The following is a 16,412-nucleotide window of genomic DNA, read 5'->3' as shown; positions in this document are numbered from 1 at the left end:
CGTCACCCGCCGTGCGTGGTGCGTCGTCGGCGGGGGCATCCCGTCAGCCTAGGGGCGGGGCGGCCGGGCGGTGCGGGGCGGCGCGGCGGCGCGGTGCTGTCGGACCCCGTCGGTACCGTCCCGCCCATGTCGAGCGTGCGCCGCCTGCGACCCGTCTGGGCCGAGGACCCGGGGGCCCCGCCGCCCCCGTCCGGTGCGGCCCCTCGGATCGCGGTCCAGCCCGGGCTCGACGAGCTCGGCACCCCGCTGTCCGACGTCACGTTCGTCGTCGTCGACCTGGAGACCACCGGCGGACGGGCGGGCCAGGACGCCATCACCGAGATCGGCGCGGTGAAGGTGCGCGGTGGCGAGGTGCTCGGAGAGTTCCAGACGCTGGTCGACCCCGGCGGCCCGGTGCCTGCCTTCATCCAGGTGCTCACGGGCATCACGACGTCGATGCTGCTCGGCGCGCCGCGCATCGAGGAGGTGCTGCCGAGCTTCCTGGAGTTCGCGCGCGGGTCGGTGCTCGTCGCGCACAACGCCCCCTTCGACGTCGGCTTCCTGCGCGCCGCGGCCGCCCGTTCCGGGCGCGCCTGGCCCGGGTTCCAGGTCGTCGACACCGTCCGGCTCGCGCGCCGCGTCGTCCTGCGCGACGAGGCGCCGAACCACAAGCTGGGGACGCTCGCCGCACTGTTCGGGGCCGAGGTGACGCCCAACCACCGGGCGCTGTCCGACGCGCGGGCGACGGTCGACGTCCTGCACGCGCTCCTCGGCCGGCTCGCGCCGCTCGGCGTCACGCACCTCGAGGACCTCGCGGGCGCAGCCGACCCCGTCCCGTCGGACGTGCGGCGTCGCCGTTCCCTCGCCGACGCGCTCCCCGACGCGCCGGGCGTGTACCTCTTCCGCGGCCCGCGCGAGGAGGTCCTCTACGTCGGCACGTCGACGACGTCGCTGCGCCGCCGCGTGCGCACCTACTTCACGTCGTCGGAGAAGCGCGCGCGGATGACCGAGATGGTCCGTCTCGCGGTGCGCGTCGACCCCGTCGTGTGCGCGACACCGCTGGAAGCGCGCGTGCGCGAGCTGCGCCTCATCGCCGAGCACGCCCCCCGCTACAACCGGCGCTCGCGCGCGCCGGAACGCATGCCGTGGGTCCGGCTCACCGACGAGGCCTTCCCGCGGCTGTCCGTCGTGCGGGACGTGCGCGCGGGCACGGCGCACATCGGCCCCTTCTCCTCGCAGGCCGCCGCGCAGCAGGCCGTCGAGGCGCTGCACGAGACGTTCGCGGTCCGCCGCTGCACGCGACGTCTGCCCCTCGTCCCCGCGTCCGACGCCCACGCGTGCGTCCTCGCCGAGCTCGGCCGCTGCGGCGCGCCGTGCGTCGGCGGCCAGGACCACGACGCGTACGCGGCGGTCGCCGACGACGTGCGGCAGGCGATGACCGGCGACCCCGCCGCCGTCGTCGCCGCCCACGCCGCACGCATCCGCACGCTGGTCACCCAGGAGCGGTTCGAGGAGGCGGCGACCGTGCGCGACCGGCTCCTGGCCTTCGCGCGGGGCGCCGCACGCGCCCAGCGGCACCGGCCGCTGGCGCAGTGCCGGGAGCTCGTCGCGGCGCGGCGGGACGACGACGGCGGCTGGGAGCTGGTCCTCGTGCGGTACGGCCGCCTCGCCGGCACCGCACGGGTGGACCGTCGCACGGACCCGCGACCGGCGGTCGCGACCCTGCAGCGGACGGGCGAGCACGTCGCGGCGGCGACGGCACCGTCGACGGCCGCGCACCCCGAGGAGACGGACCTGGTGCTGGCCTGGCTGGAGCAGCCCGGCGTGCGCCTGGTCGAGGTCGACGGGACCTGGGCCTCCCCCGCCCGCTCCGCCCAGTCCGTGCGCGACGCCGTGGCCGCGGTCGCGGTCGACCTCGTCACCCCCCGGCCGCCGCTCCTCGACGACGTGCCCGGCGGTGCCGGCGCGACGGACCTCTCCGCACCCGTGCGCGGGGCGCAGCGCACGGCATGATGGCTCCCATGCTCACGGCCATCGTCCACATCGACTGCGACGCCGCACGGATCCCGGAGGCCGCCGCGCAGATCGCCGAGATCGACGGCGTCAGCGAGGTGTACTCGGTCACCGGCGAGGTCGACCTCATCGCGCTCGTGCGCGTGCGCGAGCACGAGACGCTCGCCGACGTCATCGCGGACCACGTCAGCAAGGTGCCGGGGGTGCTGCGGACGCAGACCTACATCGCGTTCCGCGCGTACTCGCGGCACGACCTGGAGCAGGCGTTCGCGCTGGGCCTCGAGGACTAGCCCGAGCTCCGCGGGCTCCCGCGGGGCTGGCGCGTGCTGCCCAGCGGGGTCCCGGCGCGAGCGCGACCACGCCGACGCGGCGCCGACGTCAGAGGGCGGCCGCGGCCCGCCAGCGCTCGAGCACGTCCGCGGCGCGGCCCTCGTCGATGGACCGCTCCACGATGGTGCGAGCGGCCAGCAGACGCTCGACCAGCGAGCCGTCCGCCGTGCCGGGCAGCGTGCCGTCGGCTACGAGCGCGGCGGCCGCGTTGAGCGCGACCGTGTCACGCACCGGCCCACGCTCGCCGGCGACGAGCGCGCGCACGACCTGCGCGTTGACCGCCGCGTCGCCGCCACGCAGCTGCGCGATGGTCACGGGGGCGACACCGACGTCCGCCCACACCACCAGCTCCTCGCGCACCTGCCCGTCGCGCACCTCCCAGAACCGGGTCGGCCCGGTCGACGCGACCTCGTCCAGCCCGTCCGCCTCGCCGCGGAAGACCAGCGCGTCGCGACCGCGGCGCGCGAGCACACCGGCGACGAGCGGCGCCATCCGCGCGTCGGCCACCCCGATCGCACTCGCCGTCGGCTGCGCGGGGTTCGTGAGCGGGCCGAGGAAGTTGAACGCCGTCGGGATGCCGAGGTCGCGCCGCGGCACGCCCGCGTGGCGCATCGAGGGGTGGAAGGCCCCGCGAAGCAGAACGTGATGCCGACCTCCGAGGCGAGCGCCGCGACGCGCTCGAGCGGGAGGTCGAGCCGGATCCCGAGCTCCTCCAGGACGTCGGCCGTGCCCGTCGACGACGACGCCGCGCGGTTGCCGTGCTTGACGACCGTCAGGCCGGCACCGGCCACGACCAGCGACGCCATCGTGGAGATGTTGACCGTGTGCAGCCGGTCCCCGCCCGTCCCGACGACGTCGACCGAGCGGCCGGGCACCTCGAACCGCCGCGCGTGCACGAGCATCGTCTCCGCGAGCCCGGCGAGCTCCTCGGACGTCTCCCCCTTCGCCCGCAGGGCGACGAGGAACCCGGCGACCTGCGACGGCGACGCCTCGCCGCTCATGATCCGGTCCATCGCCCACGCGGTGCTCGCCGCGTCGAGGTCCCGCCCCTGGACCAGCGCCGTCAGCAGGTCGGGCCAGGTGGTCGTCGCGCTCATCGAGCGGCGGCGCGCTCACGCACGAGCCGCGCGACGGCGTCGTGCAGCACGACGGGGTCCAGCGGCCGGCTGACGACGGCGTCCGCCTGCGACCAGGAGGCGAGCCAGGCGTCCTGGGGGCGCCCGGTCAGCACGAGCACCGGGGGGCAGTCGTACACCTCGTCCTTGAGCTGGCGGCACAGGCCCATGCCGCCGACCTTGTCGGCCTCGCCGTCGAGCACGAGCAGGTCGAGCCCGCCCGCCTCCGCCGCCGTGATCGCGGCGGCCGCGGTCGCGACCTCCACCCACGCGACGTCGGGCTCGCCCCTGCCCAGCCGGCGGCCGACGGCCAGGCGCACCTGGTCGCGCGCGTCCACGTCGTCGCTGTACAGCAGGATGCGCGGCCCTCGCGCGACGTCCCCCGACCCTGCGGTGCTCATGGCTCGGCCCCTCACTCCTCGTCGACGTGCTCCGGGAGGATCTTGGCACGACCACCCCCGCGCGCGGGGAGGGTGCCCGCCGCGCCGCCCGCAGCCCGTCGTCGGGGCCCGCGGACGCCGTCGGCCGGACCACCGGGAGCGGCACGAGGTGACGGTGTGACATATACCCACCCGCCGCACCCGGGCCCTACGACCCACGCATGCGCGGCGTCAGCCATAATGGCGACGTGTCGACCGCAACGGCTGCCTCGCGCCCCGCGCCCCATGTGACCGTGAACCGCCCGAACCCGGTGTCGGTCGGCACCATCGTGTGGCTGGCCAGCGAGCTCATGTTCTTCGCCGGGCTCTTCGCCATGTACTTCACGATCCGGCAGGCGGTTCCCGAGGAGTTCGCGCTCCAGACGGAGAAGCTGAACCTGCCCTTCGCGCTCGCGAACACCACCGTCCTGGTGCTCTCGTCGGTCACCTGCCAGATGGGCGTGTGGGCCGCCGAGCGCCTGCAGCCCGTGCGCAGCGGCTCGCTGCTCCAGTTCTGGCGCTGGGGCATGAACGAGTGGATCACGCTCACCTACGTCATGGGCGCGATCTTCATCGGCGGGCAGATCTACGAGTACGCCGAGCTCGTCCACGAGGGCCTGACCATCTCGTCCTCGCCGTACGGCTCCGTCTTCTACATGACGACCGGCTTCCACGGCCTGCACGTCGTCGGCGGCCTGCTGGCCTTCCTGTTCCTGCTCGGCCGCTCGTTCACCGCGAAGCGGTTCACGCAGCACGAGGAGACGACGGCGATCGTCACCTCCTACTACTGGCACTTCGTCGACGTGGTCTGGATCGCGCTCTTCGCGGTCATCTACCTGGTCCGATGACGACGGCGGCGTCGTCGCCGCCACCGCCCCCACCCGCACATCCCCGACAGCGAGACGAGGACCGATCCGTGAAGGCACTCGCAGCCCGCAGGCACGACCGGCGGGCGCCGGCCGTGCTGCTCCTGCTGGCGCTGCTGCTCACCGGCGCGCTGTACGCCGTGCTGGCGCCGACCTCCGCAGACGCCGCCGCCCCTGCCGCGACGGCCGACCAGGTCGAGCTCGGTGAGAAGCTGTTCCAGGCCAACTGCGCGACCTGCCACGGGCCGGACGCGACCGGCACGGACGAGTACCCGTCCCTCGTGGGCGTCGGTGCCGCCGCCGTCGACTTCCAGGTCGGCACCGGGCGCATGCCCGCGCAGATGAACGGACCGCAGGTCCAGGCCAAGCCCGTCCAGTTCGACGAGGAGCAGATCGCCGCCCTCGCCGCCTACGTGGCCTCGCTCGGCCCGGGCCCGTCGGTGCCCACCGCGGACCAGGTCGACCCCGCCCAGGGCGACCCCGCGAGCGGCCAGTCGCTGTTCCGCACGAACTGCGCCATGTGCCACAACGCCGTCGGCGCCGGCGGCGCCCTGACGCAGGGCAAGTACGCGCCGAACCTCTGGGCGACCAGCCCGACGCACGTCTACGAGGCCATGGTCACCGGCCCGCAGTCGATGCCCGTCTTCAACGACGCCACGCTGACGCCGGACCAGAAGCGCGACATCATCGCGTTCCTCGAGCTGCAGGGTGACGGCTCCCCGGGCGGCATCGACCTCGGCAGCCTCGGCCCGGTCAGCGAGGGCCTGTGGGCCTGGGTGGTCGGCATGGGCCTCCTCATCGGCGCAGCAGTCTGGATTGGAGCACGGTCCTCGTGAGCACCCCCCACGGTCACGGCCACGACGGCGGGCACGACGCCGCCGACTTCGCGGGCTCGGACCTCGTCCTGCGCGAGGGCGACGCGACGCCGGAGAAGTTCGAGAACCCCGGGTTCGGCCCGCACCGCCCGCGCAAGGGCGACGTCGACCCGGCGGCGAACAAGAAGTCCGAGCGCCAGGTCGTCGCGCTGTTCACGATCTCGATCCTGGGCACGATCGGCTTCATCGTCGCGTACTTCGCGCTGCGTCCGGGCGAGACGGTGGACTCGATGCGGGTCTCGAACCTCGCGCTCGGGCTCGGCCTCGCCTTCGCCCTCCTCGGCATCGGCCTCGCGGCCGTCCACTGGGCGAAGACGCTCATGAACGACCACGAGAAGTTCGAGCACCGGCACGCCCAGCGCAGCACGGACACCGTCCGTGCCGAGGCCGTGCAGGCGCTGAAGGACGGTGCCGAGGACTCCGCGATCGGCCGCCGCGGCGTGCTCAAGGGCGCGCTCGTCTCCTCGCTCGCGCTGTTCCCGCTCACGATCGCCCTCCCGCTCATCGGCGAGATCGGCGAGGACTGGAACATCAACAAGTTCAAGCGGACCCTCTGGGCGCGCGGCAAGAAGCTCGTGCTCGACCCGACGGGCGAGCCGATCAAGGCCTCCGACGTGACCATCGGCTCCGTCGTGCACGTCATCCCCGAGGACCTCGACGAGGCCGAGGCGCCGCTGGACGAGAAGGCCAAGGCCATCGTCCTGCTGATCCGTCTCGACCCGCGCGACATCGTCTCCGAGCAGGGCGAGGGCTGGTCGTACGACGGCATCGTCGCCTACTCGAAGGTGTGCACCCACGTGGGGTGCCCCGTCGCCCTCTACGAGCAGCAGACCCACCACCTGCTGTGCCCGTGCCACCAGAGCACGTTCGACGTGGCCGACGCCTGCAAGGTCGTCTTCGGCCCCGCCTCGCGGCCGCTGCCTCAGCTGCCGATCACCGTCGACGACGAGGGCTACCTGGTCGCGCAGAGCGACTTCCACGAGCCCGTCGGTCCGAGCTTCTGGGAGCGACTGCGATGAGCACCACCACCACCGCGCCCTCGCGCGGCGCCCGCGCCGCCGCAGGGACCGCGGACTACCTGGACCAGCGGACCGGCATCGGCACCGCGGTCAAGGAGTTCGCGCGCAAGATCTTCCCCGACCACTGGTCGTTCCTGCTGGGCGAGATCGCCCTGTACAGCTTCATCACGCTGCTCATCTCGGGCGTGTTCCTGACGATGTTCTTCGTCCCGAGCATGACCGAGGTGCACTACCACGGCCCGTGGCCGGCGCTGGACGGCGTCGAGATGTCGGAGGCCTTCGCCTCCACGCTGCGGCTCTCCTTCGAGGTCAGCGGCGGTCTGCTCATGCGGCAGATCCACCACTGGGCGGCCCTGATCTTCGTCGCGTCGATCGTGACGCACATGATGCGCGTGTTCTTCACGGGCGCGTTCCGCAAGCCGCGCGAGATCAACTGGCTGGTCGGGTTCATCCTCCTGATCCTCAGCCTCGCCGCCGGCTTCTCGGGCTACTCGCTCCCGGACGACGTGCTCTCCGGCAACGGCCTGCGCATCACCGACGGCGTCGTCCGCTCGATCCCGATCATCGGCAGCTACCTGTCGTACTTCATCTTCGGCGGCGAGTTCCCGGGCCACGACATCATCCCGCGCCTGTTCACCGTGCACATCCTGCTCGTGCCCGGCCTGATCCTCGCGCTCATCGCCCTGCACCTGTTCTTCGTGGTGCTGCACAAGCACACGCAGTACCCGGGCTCGGGGCGCACGAACGCGAACGTCGTCGGGTACCCGCTGTTCCCGATCTACGTCGCGAAGGCCGGCGGCTACTTCTTCATCGTGTTCGGCGTGATCGCGCTCATGGGCGCCACGATGTCGATCAACCCGGTCTGGAACTACGGGCCGTACGACCCCTCCCCCGTGTCCGCCGGCGCCCAGCCGGACTGGTACATGCTCTTCCTCGAGGGATCGCTGCGTCTCATGCCCGGCGGCGGCACGGAGTTCGTCATCGGGGGCGACAACGGGTTCACCGTCTCGCTCAACGTGCTCGTGCCCGCGGTGGTCGTGCCCGGCGTGCTGTTCATGCTGCTGGCGCTCTACCCGTTCGTCGAGGCGTGGGCGACCGGCGACAAGCGTGAGCACCACGTGCTGGACCGTCCGCGCAACCGGCCGTTCCGCACCGCGTTCGGCTCCGCGCTGCTCATGGCGTTCTTCATCCTGGTGCTCGCCGGGTCGAACGACCTCATCGCCACGCACTTCCACCTGTCGATCAACGACATCACGTGGGTGTTCCGGATCCTGTTCTTCGTGGGTCCGTGGGCGACGTTCGTCATCACGAAGCGCATCTGCCTCGCGCTGCAGCGCAAGGACCGCGAGCTCGTGCTGCACGGGCACGAGACCGGTCAGATCGTGCGCTTCGCGTCCGGCGAGTACATCGAGGTGCACAAGCCCCTCGACGCGCACGAGCGGTGGCTGCGGGTCCAGCACGACCCGGTGCGTCCGCTGGAGATCGAGCCGGCGGAGGACTCGCGCGGTGTGCGCCGGCCCGGTTACCGCAAGGACCGCATGCGGCAGCGGATCTCGCGGATGTTCTACGAGGACCGCGTGGAGCCGGTGACGCCGGCCGAGCTGGAGGCGGCGCACGCCCACGGCGGCAACCACGACTCCCTCGGCTCGGTGCACCAGGAGCACGCCCAGGTGGGTGCCGCGGCACCCGCCGGGGAGCCGGCCCCGACCGGTGGCGGTACGCGCCTGGTCGCGCCGGTGGACGAGACGGGCGACGACGCGCGGAAGAAGTGACCCCGCGCGACCGTTGACCAGGTCGGACATGTCGCACGCGGTGTCCTCCCGCTCCGGTGGGAGGGCACCGCGTCGGCATACCAGGACGCCGCAGCACGCGGCTGCGGCCCGACGCAGGAAGGCAACAGATGGCTGACTACACGCTTCCGGACCTGCCCTACGACTACGCGGCGCTCGAGCCGCACATCTCCGGCCGGATCATGGAGCTGCACCACGACAAGCACCACGCCACCTACGTCGCCGGCGCCAACACGGCGCTGGAGAAGCTCGCTGCGGCGCGCGAGGCCGACGACCTGGCCGCGGTGAACCTGCACGAGAAGAACCTCGCCTTCAACCTCGGCGGGCACGTCAACCACTCCGTCTTCTGGCAGAACCTCTCCCCGAGGGCGGCGACCGTCCGACGGGCGAGCTGGCCGCGGCCATCGACGAGTTCTTCGGCTCGTTCGACGCCTTCCAGAAGCACTTCGCGGCCAACGCCGTGGGTATCCAGGGCTCGGGCTGGTCCGTCCTCGCGTGGGACTCGGTGGGCCAGAAGCTCGCGATCTTCCAGCTCTACGACCAGCAGAGCAACTTCCCGCTCGGCGTCGTCCCCGTCGTCATGCTGGACATGTGGGAGCACGCGTTCTACCTCGACTACGTCAACGTCAAGGCGGACTACGTCAAGGCGTGGTGGAACGTCGTCAACTGGGCGGACGCGGAGCAGCGCTTCACGCGCGCCCGCTCGCAGACGGCCGGGCTCATCGTCCCGACGGTCTGAGCCGACCGCAGTCGCACGACGGCCGCGTCCCCTCGGTGGGGCGCGGCCGTCGCCGTTCCTACGCCCGGTCCGCGCGCTCGACGCGTCGGTGACGACGCACCCCTCGCGCCGTCGCCACCGTCCTCACCGGACGTGCCGCACGACGGCGAGGCCGAGCTGCTCGTCGACGGTCCGGGCCCCGTCGGGGACGAACCCGTTGCGCTCGTAGAAGCGCCGCGCCCGGGGGTTGCTCTCGGCGACCCACAGCTGGCCGGGCTCGTGCGGCGGGACGACCACGTCCAGCAGTGCCTGACCCGCGCCGGTCCCGTGGTACGACGCGAGGACGTACAGGAGGTACACCTCCCGGACCCGCACCGGCTGGTGCTCCCCCACGTGCCGGCTCGCGGCCGCGAAGGCGAGCCCGACGATCCGGGCCCCCGACTCCACCACGGGCACGACCCCGTCGCCTGCGAGCCAGCGACGCCAGGTCGCCGTGCGGCGCTCCTGCGTGTCCGACCGCCAGTGGCCGGCCGGCAGCAGCGTCGCGTACGTCTCCACCCACGACGCGTGGTGGACGGCCGCACAGGCGGCGGCGTCGTCCGGGGACGCGCGACGGACGGACCACGGGGGCGACGAGCCGGGCACGCCCCCACCCTGCCGTACCGGGATGCATCACCGCGACGTGGTGACGAACGCCCCACAGTGCGTAGCGAAAGACGGCGACGGCCCGCCACGACGAGTCGTGACGGGCCGTCCGCGTGCGTGCCGCTGATGCCTCAGTGGGCGTGCTGCCCCCGCGAGAACTCGAACACCCAGCCGACGAGGCCGATCGCCCCGAGCAGCAGGGCCGGGGCCATGAGCCACCAGCCGACCGCCATCGAGAGGAACGCGACCGAGGCCGCGAGACCGATCACCAGGGGCCACCACGACCACGGGCTGAACACGCCCTGGTTGCCGGCGCCCTGCTCGATCTCACCCAGCTCGTCGTCCTCGGGACGGGCGTCGATGCGCCGCGCCAGCAGGGCGAAGTAGCCGCCGATCATGCCGACGAGCCCACCCACGAGCGGGATGCCGACGGTGCCGACGGCCTCCCCGCCGCTCCAGAACGCGTAGATCAGGCCGACCGGGATGAAGAACATGATCCCGTAGAGGAAGAGCCGCGCCTCGAACTTCATCGCTCGTCCTCCTGCCGGTCCTGCACGTCCTCGATGCTGTCCTCGACGACCGTGGCCGAGGACTTCTGCTCCTCGCCGCTGCCGCTGGCGACCCGCTGCTCCGCCTGCTCACGCTGCCCCGTGCGCTCCGACGTCCAGTCGAGCGGCCCGGGATCGGCCGGCTCGACCTGGTCCATCGCAGCCACCTCGGGGTGGTGCAGGTCGAACGCCGGGCGCTCGGAGCGGATGCGCGGCAGGGACGTGAAGTTGTGCCGCGGGGGCGGGCAGCTGGTGGCCCACTCGAGGGAGCCCCCGTAGCCCCACGGGTCGTCGACGGCCACGAGCGGCGCGCGACGCCACGTCACGTACACGTTCCAGAGGAACGGCAGCGTCGAGGCCGCGAGGATCACCGAGCCCACCGTCGACAGCTGGTTCATCCACGTGAAGCCGTCCGCCGGCGAGTAGTCCGCGTACCGGCGCGGCATGCCGACCACACCCAGCCAGTGCTGGACCAGGAAGGTCATGTGGAAGCCGATGAACAGCAGCCAGAAGTGGATCTTGCCCAGGCGCTCGTCGAGCATCCGCCCGGTGAACTTCGGCCACCAGAAGTAGAAGCCGGCGAACATCGCGAAGACGACCGTCCCGAACACCACGTAGTGGAAGTGCGCCACCACGAAGTAGGTGTCGGACAGGTGGAAGTCGAGCGCCGGGCTGGACAGGATGATCCCGGTCAGACCGCCGAAGAGGAACGTGACGAGGAACCCGATCGACCACAGCATCGGCGTCTCGAACGTGAGCTTGCCGCGCCACATCGTGCCGATCCAGTTGAAGAACTTCACACCGGTCGGCACCGCGATGAGCATCGTCATGAACGAGAAGAACGGCAGCAGGACCGAGCCCGTGACGTACATGTGGTGCGCCCACACCGTGACGGACAGCGCCGCGATCGCGATGGTCGCGTAGACGAGGCCCTTGTAGCCGAAGATCGGCTTGCGGCTGAACACCGGCAGGATCTCGGTCACGATGCCGAAGAACGGCAGCGCGATGATGTACACCTCGGGGTGCCCGAAGAACCAGAACAGGTGCTGCCACAGCAGGGCGCCACCGTTCTCCGGGTTGAAGATCTGCGCGTCGAGGCGCCGGTCCGCACCGAGCGCGAACAGCGCGGCGGCCAGCGGCGGGAACGCCATCAGCACGAGCAGCGACGTGATGAGGATGTTCCAGGTGAAGATCGGCATCCGGAACATCGTCATGCCGGGCGCGCGCATCGTGACGATCGTGGTGATGAAGTTGACGGCACCGAGGATCGTGCCGAAACCGGTCAGCGCGAGGCCGAACACCCAGAGGTCGCCCCCGACGCCCGGTGAGTACACCGTGCTCGAGAGCGGCGTGTAGGCGAACCACCCGAACGACGCCGCACCCTGCGGGGTGAGGAAGCCGCCGGCGGCGATGAGGCCGCCGAAGAGGTACAGCCAGTACGCGAACATGTTGAGCCGCGGGAACGCCACGTCGGGCGCACCGATCTGCAGCGGCATGACGATGTTGGCGAAGCCGGCGAACAGGGGCGTCGCGAACAGCAGCAGCATGATCGTGCCGTGCATCGTGAACGCCTGGTTGTACTGCTCCTTGGACTGGAACAGGTCCATGCCCGGCGTGAACAGCTCGGCGCGGATGAGCAGCGCCAGGATCCCGCCGATCGCGAACCACACGAACGACGTGATCAGGTACATGTAGCCGATCGTCTTGTGGTCGGTGGAGGTGATCCACCGGACGACCGTGCGGCCGAGCGTCTGACGGCGCGGCGCCAGACCCGGGATCCGCTCTGCCTGGGCGACCATCAGTTCTCGTCCTCCCCCGCGACCTCGTTGAGGTTCTGCTGACGGCTGTACTCGAGGCTCAGCGCACCGGTCTGGCCCTTCTCGCGGAGCTCGTCCATGTGGGCGTCGTACTCCTCCTGCGAGACGACCGCGACGTTGAAGAGCATCGAGGAGTGCTCCTCACCGCAGAGCTCCGCGCACTTGCCGCGGTAGAAGCCCTCACGTGTCGGGGTCACCTGGAACGTGTTCGTGACGCCCGGGATCATGTCCATCTTGTAGAGGAACTCGGGGATCCAGAACGAGTGGTTGACGTCGCGCGACTCGACGATGAACTCGACGCGCTGGTCGACCGGCAGGTAGAGCGTGACCTGACGGTCGAGGGTCTCGGGGTCCTCGCCGACGGCGCGTGCGTGCTGACCGGTCTCGTAGACGTCGTCGTCGAGGTAGTTGAAGTCCCAGCTCCACTGCTTGCCGATGACCTGGATGTTCACGTCCGGCTCGGCGGACGTGTCCTGCATCGCCATCGTGTCGCGGTTCGTGTAGTAGAAGAGCACGCCGATCATGACGATCGGGAGCAGGACGTACATGACCTCGAGCGGCACGTGGTAGCGCAGCTGCACGGGCAGGGTGTCGTCGTCCTTGCGCTTCCGGTAGACGGCGACGCACCAGAGGATCAGGCCCCAGGTGATGATGCCGACGATCAGCGCGGCGATCCAGGAGCCGACCCAGAGCTGGACGACACGACCGGTCTGGTCGGTGACCTCCTGGTCGGAGTCGCCGGGGAGCCAGCCACGCTGGACCGTCTCGGAGCAGCCGCTGAGCACCAGCACGAGGGCCGAGGCCAGCAGGGCCGCGGTCACGCGCCGGGCGCGGCGGGGGGAATCCGGGTGCACGGGGGCCTTCCACTCGCGTCCCTGCCGACCACGCCCCGTACCGGCGCGCGGTCGTGCGGGACCTTCGTCCTCGACCCGTGCAGCCTAGCGCGCCCCACGCGGGGTGACGTGCCGCGGCGCTCCTTTGGCGACGCGGTGTCAGCACCGTCACACGTCGTCCCCGGGGGCGTCCGGCACTAGCGTGCCGGACGTGAACGCGTCCGCGCCCGCCGCCCGCGCCGTCCTGGACGTCGCCGGGCACGCCCCCCTGCGTCCTCGCGCCCGAGCGGCCCTGCTCGAGGCTCTCGACCAGGGCTGGGCCGACCCGCGCCGGCTCTTCGCCGAGGCACGCCGTGCCCGCATGCTCCTCGACGGCGCGCGGGAGGCCGTCGCCGGTGTCGTCGGCGCCCGCACCGAGGAGGTGGACCTCTTCGGGACGCACACGGCGGCGCTGCACGGGGCCGTCCGCGCGGTCGCGCGGGGCCGGCGCCGGCAGGGTGCGGACGTCGTCGTCGGCGCCGTCGAGCGCGCCGCCGTGCACGCCGCCGCGGCGTTCGTGGCCGCGCGCGGTGAGGGCACCGTGACGACGGTCCCGGTCGACCGCGCGGGACGGGTCGACCCGGAGGCGTTCGACGCGGCCGTCGGGCCGGGCACGGCCCTCGCCGCGCTGCAGCACGCGAACGGCGAGGTCGGCACGCTGCAGCCCGTCGGGCCGGTCCACGACGGGCTGCGCCGGCGGGGCGTCCCCCTGCTCGTCGACGCCGGTGCGAGTCTCGGGCACGTCGACGTCGGGGCGGCGTGGGACCTGCTGGCGGCGGACGCCGGCGACTGGGGCGCACCTCCCCTCGGCGTCCTCGTGACGCGCACCGGTGTGCGTCGCTCCCCCGACTGGCCGGAGGACGAGGACCGCTGGTCGCCCGGCGGCGTCCCCGTCCCGCTCGCCCTCGCCGCCGCCGTCGCGCTGCAGGACGCGGTCGCCGACCGCGCGCGGGCGGACGCCCACCGGCGCGCGCTGGTCGACGTCGTGCGGGCGCGGGTGGCCGCCGAGGTGCCCGACGTCGACGTCGTCGGCGACCCCGAGGCGCGGCTCCCCCACGTCGCGACGTTCTCGTGCCTCTACGTCGACGGCGAGGCGCTCGTGACGCAGCTCGACCGGCTCGGCCTGGGGGTCGGCTCGGGATCGGCGTGCACGTCGGGGGCGCTGGAGCCCAGCCACGTGCTGGCGGCGATGGGTGCGCTCACGCACGGCAACGTGCGCCTCTCGCTGCCGGTCGACGTGCGCGAGCAGGACGTGCACCGCCTCTGCGACGCGCTCCCCGGTGTCGTCGCGCAGGTCCGGGCCGCCGCCGGCGCGGTCGGGCTGTGAGCGGGCCGGGCGGCGACGCCGCCGAGGTCGACGCGCGGGGGCTCCGCTGCCCCGCGCCGGTGCTGCGCGCCGCGGCCGCAGCGCGCACGCTGCCCGCCGGCGCGCTGCTGCGCGTGACCGCCACCGACCCGGCCGCGGCCGTCGACCTGCCCGCCTGGGCGCGCATGCGCGGTCACGAGCTCGTGACGTGCGAGGGCACCGGCGACCTCGTCGTCGTCACGGTCCGCCTGACCGGCTGAGGCCGGCCGGCGGACGCCCCGCACGCGCACGGGCCCGCGACCGGTGTCCGGTCGCGGGCCCGTGGGGCAGGGCGCAGGGGCTCAGGCGAACGAGCCACCGCAGGCGCAGGAGCTGCCCGCGTTCGGGTTGTCGATCGTGAAGCCCTGCTTCTCGATCGTGTCCGCGAAGTCGATCGTGGCGCCCTCGAGGTACGGCACGCTCATGCGGTCGACCACGACCTCGACGCCGTCGAAGTCGCGCGTCGCGTCGCCGTCGAGCAGGCGCTCGTCGAAGTACAGCTGGTAGATCAGGCCGGAGCACCCGCCGGGCTGCACCGCCACGCGCAGGCGCAGGTCGTCACGACCCTCCTGCTCGAGCAGGGCGCGCACCTTGTCGGCCGCCACGTCCGTGAGTTGGACGCCGTGGGTCGCGGTCTGCGTGGTCTCGCTCATGTCACTCCCGGTTCAGCCAGAGACGGTCCTCGACGGTCGCAACACCGCCGACCGGGCCGTTGTTCCCGCCCAGCGTACGCCCGCCGCACCGCGCACGGCGGTGACCTGTGTCGCAGCGCGCCGACGGTCAGGCCGGCGACCACGTCCGGGCGACCCGGGCGGCCCGGGCAGCCAGCGTGCCGGCCGGGTCGGCCAGCGCGGCCGCCACCTGCTCGGCGCCGTCGGCCACCGCGTACGCCGCCGCGACGCCCGCCGCGGACAGCTCGCGCCGGCCGACCAGCACCTCGCCGGCGACCACCACGGTCGGCACGGCGAGCGGGAGGGCCCGCGCGGCGACCTCGGCCACGACCTTGCCGTGCAGCGACTGCCAGTCCGTGCGCCCCTCCCCGGTGACCACCAGGTCGTGGGCGGCGATCCGGTCCGGCAGCCCGAGCGCGTCCGCGACGAGGGAGGCGCCGGGGACGAGGCGGCCGCCGAGCAGCGCGAGCGCGAACCCCACCCCGCCCGCGGCCCCCGCCCCCGGCAGAGCCGTCCAGCGCGAGGCGCCCGACCGTGCGCCCGGCCGTGCGCCAGGCCGTGCCGCCGGCGGTGCGAGCAGGTCGCGGCGGACCGGGTCCGGTCCGAGCGCTGCCGCCGCCGCGTGCGCGAAGACCCCGAGGGCCCGTTCGAGGTCCTGCGCCTGCTCGGGCGTCGCCCCCTTCTGCGGTGCGAACCCGGCGGACGCCCCCTGCAGACCGAGCAGCGGGACGTCGACGTCGACGGCGGCGACCAGGTCGACGTCCCGCAGGGCGTCGCGCAGCGCGGGCAGCCACCGCAGGTCCTGCTCGCGCACGTCGTGCAGCGCACCCCCGCCGCGGCGCAGGACGGCCCCCGCGGTGCCGACCGCCCCCTCCCCGAGCAGCGTGTCCGCCAGCTCGGCCAGCAGACCGGCACCGGCGTCGTTGGTGGCCGAGCCGCCCAGGCCCACGACGACCCGCCGCGCCCCGCCGGCGAGGGCGGCCGCGAGCAGGACGCCCGCGCCGGCGCTCGTCGTGCGCGTCGGGTCGCGCCGCGCGGGCGGCACCAGGTCGAGCCCGAGCGCGTGGGCCGACTCCACGTACGCCGTCGTGCCGAGGCGGAGCACCGCGGCCGGCACGCGGTCGCCGAGCGGACCGGTGACCGTGACCGCGTCGACGTCGCCCCCGAGGCTCGTGCGCAGCGTGGCGACGAAGCCCGGACCCCCGTCGGCCATCGGGCAGGTGGTGACCTCGTCGTGCGGGGCCCCGCCCCGCCAGCCGGCCGCGAGGGCGTCCGCGGCCTGCGCCGCCGTCAGGGCGGTGCCGAAGCAGTCGGGGGCGAGGAGCACGCGCACCGGGCGATGGTGGCACGGCCGGGGGCCGCCCGGTCACGTCGACGCACACGCGCCGAG

General features: G+C 73.1%; 15 protein-coding genes and 2 pseudogenes. 9 read left to right on the top strand and 8 right to left on the bottom strand.

What is annotated here, in order from left to right; all coding sequences use genetic code 11:
• The first annotated feature begins 126 nt into the window (after nucleotides 1-126).
• Both GC089_RS07640 and GC089_RS07635 read left to right on the top strand, forming a co-directional pair.
• Nucleotides 127-1,992 carry a DEDD exonuclease domain-containing protein gene (locus GC089_RS07640; RefSeq protein WP_155377179.1) on the top strand — a complete coding sequence of 622 codons (1,866 nt, stop codon included), beginning with the start codon at nucleotides 127-129 and terminating at the stop codon, nucleotides 1,990-1,992.
• A gap of 8 nt (nucleotides 1,993-2,000) precedes the next feature.
• Nucleotides 2,001-2,282, top strand: a complete 282-nt coding sequence (locus tag GC089_RS07635) for an Lrp/AsnC family transcriptional regulator (RefSeq protein WP_155377177.1) — start codon at nucleotides 2,001-2,003, stop codon at nucleotides 2,280-2,282.
• A gap of 88 nt (nucleotides 2,283-2,370) precedes the next feature.
• On the opposite strand, the pseudogene trpD reads toward GC089_RS07635, so the two are convergent.
• A pseudogene (trpD, locus tag GC089_RS07630) lies at nucleotides 2,371-3,419 on the bottom strand (anthranilate phosphoribosyltransferase).
• Entirely contained in the window at nucleotides 3,416-3,838 is a 423-nt protein-coding gene (locus tag GC089_RS07625; protein ID WP_155377176.1) for a response regulator transcription factor, read from the bottom strand. The pseudogene trpD and the gene GC089_RS07625 overlap by 4 nt, the downstream one beginning before the upstream one ends.
• 200 nt (nucleotides 3,839-4,038) lie before the next feature.
• Between GC089_RS07625 and GC089_RS07620 the strand changes: the two genes are divergently transcribed.
• The 5 genes and pseudogenes from GC089_RS07620 (at nucleotide 4,039) to GC089_RS07600 (ending at nucleotide 9,145) form a co-directional block, all read left to right on the top strand.
• A complete protein-coding gene (locus GC089_RS07620) occupies nucleotides 4,039-4,704 on the top strand; it encodes a heme-copper oxidase subunit III (RefSeq protein WP_155377174.1) in 666 nt (221 codons plus the stop codon).
• 68 nt (nucleotides 4,705-4,772) lie between these two features.
• Entirely contained in the window at nucleotides 4,773-5,558 is a 786-nt protein-coding gene (locus GC089_RS07615; RefSeq protein WP_155377172.1) for a c-type cytochrome, read from the top strand.
• Nucleotides 5,555-6,616 (top strand): ubiquinol-cytochrome c reductase iron-sulfur subunit, encoded by a 1,062-nt coding sequence (locus GC089_RS07610; protein ID WP_155377170.1) that lies wholly within the window; start codon nucleotides 5,555-5,557, stop codon nucleotides 6,614-6,616. Before GC089_RS07615 ends, GC089_RS07610 begins: the two co-directional genes overlap by 4 nt.
• A complete protein-coding gene (locus GC089_RS07605) occupies nucleotides 6,613-8,388 on the top strand; it encodes a ubiquinol-cytochrome c reductase cytochrome b subunit (RefSeq protein WP_155377168.1) in 1,776 nt (591 codons plus the stop codon). Before GC089_RS07610 ends, GC089_RS07605 begins: the two co-directional genes overlap by 4 nt.
• A gap of 128 nt (nucleotides 8,389-8,516) precedes the next feature.
• Nucleotides 8,517-9,145, top strand: a pseudogene (locus GC089_RS07600) (superoxide dismutase).
• Nucleotides 9,146-9,268: 123 nt separating this feature from the next.
• Here the strand turns inward: GC089_RS07600 and GC089_RS07595 are convergent.
• The 4 genes from GC089_RS07595 to coxB form a co-directional block, all read right to left on the bottom strand.
• Complete coding sequence (locus tag GC089_RS07595) at nucleotides 9,269-9,769, bottom strand: GNAT family N-acetyltransferase (RefSeq protein ID WP_155377167.1); 501 nt, start codon at nucleotides 9,767-9,769, stop codon at nucleotides 9,269-9,271.
• A 131-nt stretch (nucleotides 9,770-9,900) separates the two neighbouring features.
• Nucleotides 9,901-10,299, bottom strand: a complete 399-nt coding sequence (locus tag GC089_RS07590) for a cytochrome c oxidase subunit 4 (RefSeq protein WP_155377165.1) — start codon at nucleotides 10,297-10,299, stop codon at nucleotides 9,901-9,903.
• The gene (gene ctaD, locus GC089_RS07585) at nucleotides 10,296-12,116 is read right to left on the bottom strand and encodes a cytochrome c oxidase subunit I (protein ID WP_155377163.1); all 1,821 of its coding nucleotides are present in this window, start codon (nucleotides 12,114-12,116) and stop codon (nucleotides 10,296-10,298) included. Before ctaD ends, GC089_RS07590 begins: the two co-directional genes overlap by 4 nt.
• Nucleotides 12,116-12,988, bottom strand: a complete 873-nt coding sequence (coxB, locus tag GC089_RS07580; RefSeq protein WP_155377161.1) for a cytochrome c oxidase subunit II — start codon at nucleotides 12,986-12,988, stop codon at nucleotides 12,116-12,118. The genes ctaD and coxB overlap by 1 nt, the downstream gene beginning before the upstream one ends.
• A gap of 181 nt (nucleotides 12,989-13,169) precedes the next feature.
• On the opposite strand from coxB, the gene GC089_RS07575 reads away from it, so the two are divergent.
• Together GC089_RS07575 and GC089_RS07570 are read left to right on the top strand one after the other, a co-directional pair.
• Nucleotides 13,170-14,333 carry an aminotransferase class V-fold PLP-dependent enzyme gene (locus GC089_RS07575; protein ID WP_370514092.1) on the top strand — a complete coding sequence of 388 codons (1,164 nt, stop codon included), beginning with the start codon at nucleotides 13,170-13,172 and terminating at the stop codon, nucleotides 14,331-14,333.
• Nucleotides 14,330-14,572, top strand: a complete 243-nt coding sequence (locus GC089_RS07570) for a sulfurtransferase TusA family protein (RefSeq protein WP_155377157.1) — start codon at nucleotides 14,330-14,332, stop codon at nucleotides 14,570-14,572. Before GC089_RS07575 ends, GC089_RS07570 begins: the two co-directional genes overlap by 4 nt.
• A gap of 81 nt (nucleotides 14,573-14,653) precedes the next feature.
• Here the strand turns inward: GC089_RS07570 and erpA are convergent, their stop codons facing one another.
• Together erpA and GC089_RS07560 are read right to left on the bottom strand one after the other, a co-directional pair.
• Nucleotides 14,654-15,004 (bottom strand): iron-sulfur cluster insertion protein ErpA, encoded by a 351-nt coding sequence (erpA, locus tag GC089_RS07565; RefSeq protein WP_155377155.1) that lies wholly within the window; start codon nucleotides 15,002-15,004, stop codon nucleotides 14,654-14,656.
• A 127-nt stretch (nucleotides 15,005-15,131) separates the two neighbouring features.
• Nucleotides 15,132-16,355, bottom strand: a complete 1,224-nt coding sequence (locus GC089_RS07560; protein ID WP_196250858.1) for a glycerate kinase — start codon at nucleotides 16,353-16,355, stop codon at nucleotides 15,132-15,134.
• Between the last annotated feature and the right edge of the window lie 57 nt (nucleotides 16,356-16,412).

This window comes from Cellulomonas sp. JZ18, from assembly GCF_009720485.1.
GTDB lineage: Bacteria > Actinomycetota > Actinomycetes > Actinomycetales > Cellulomonadaceae > Cellulomonas.
This window is presented reverse-complemented; position numbering and strand designations above follow the sequence as displayed.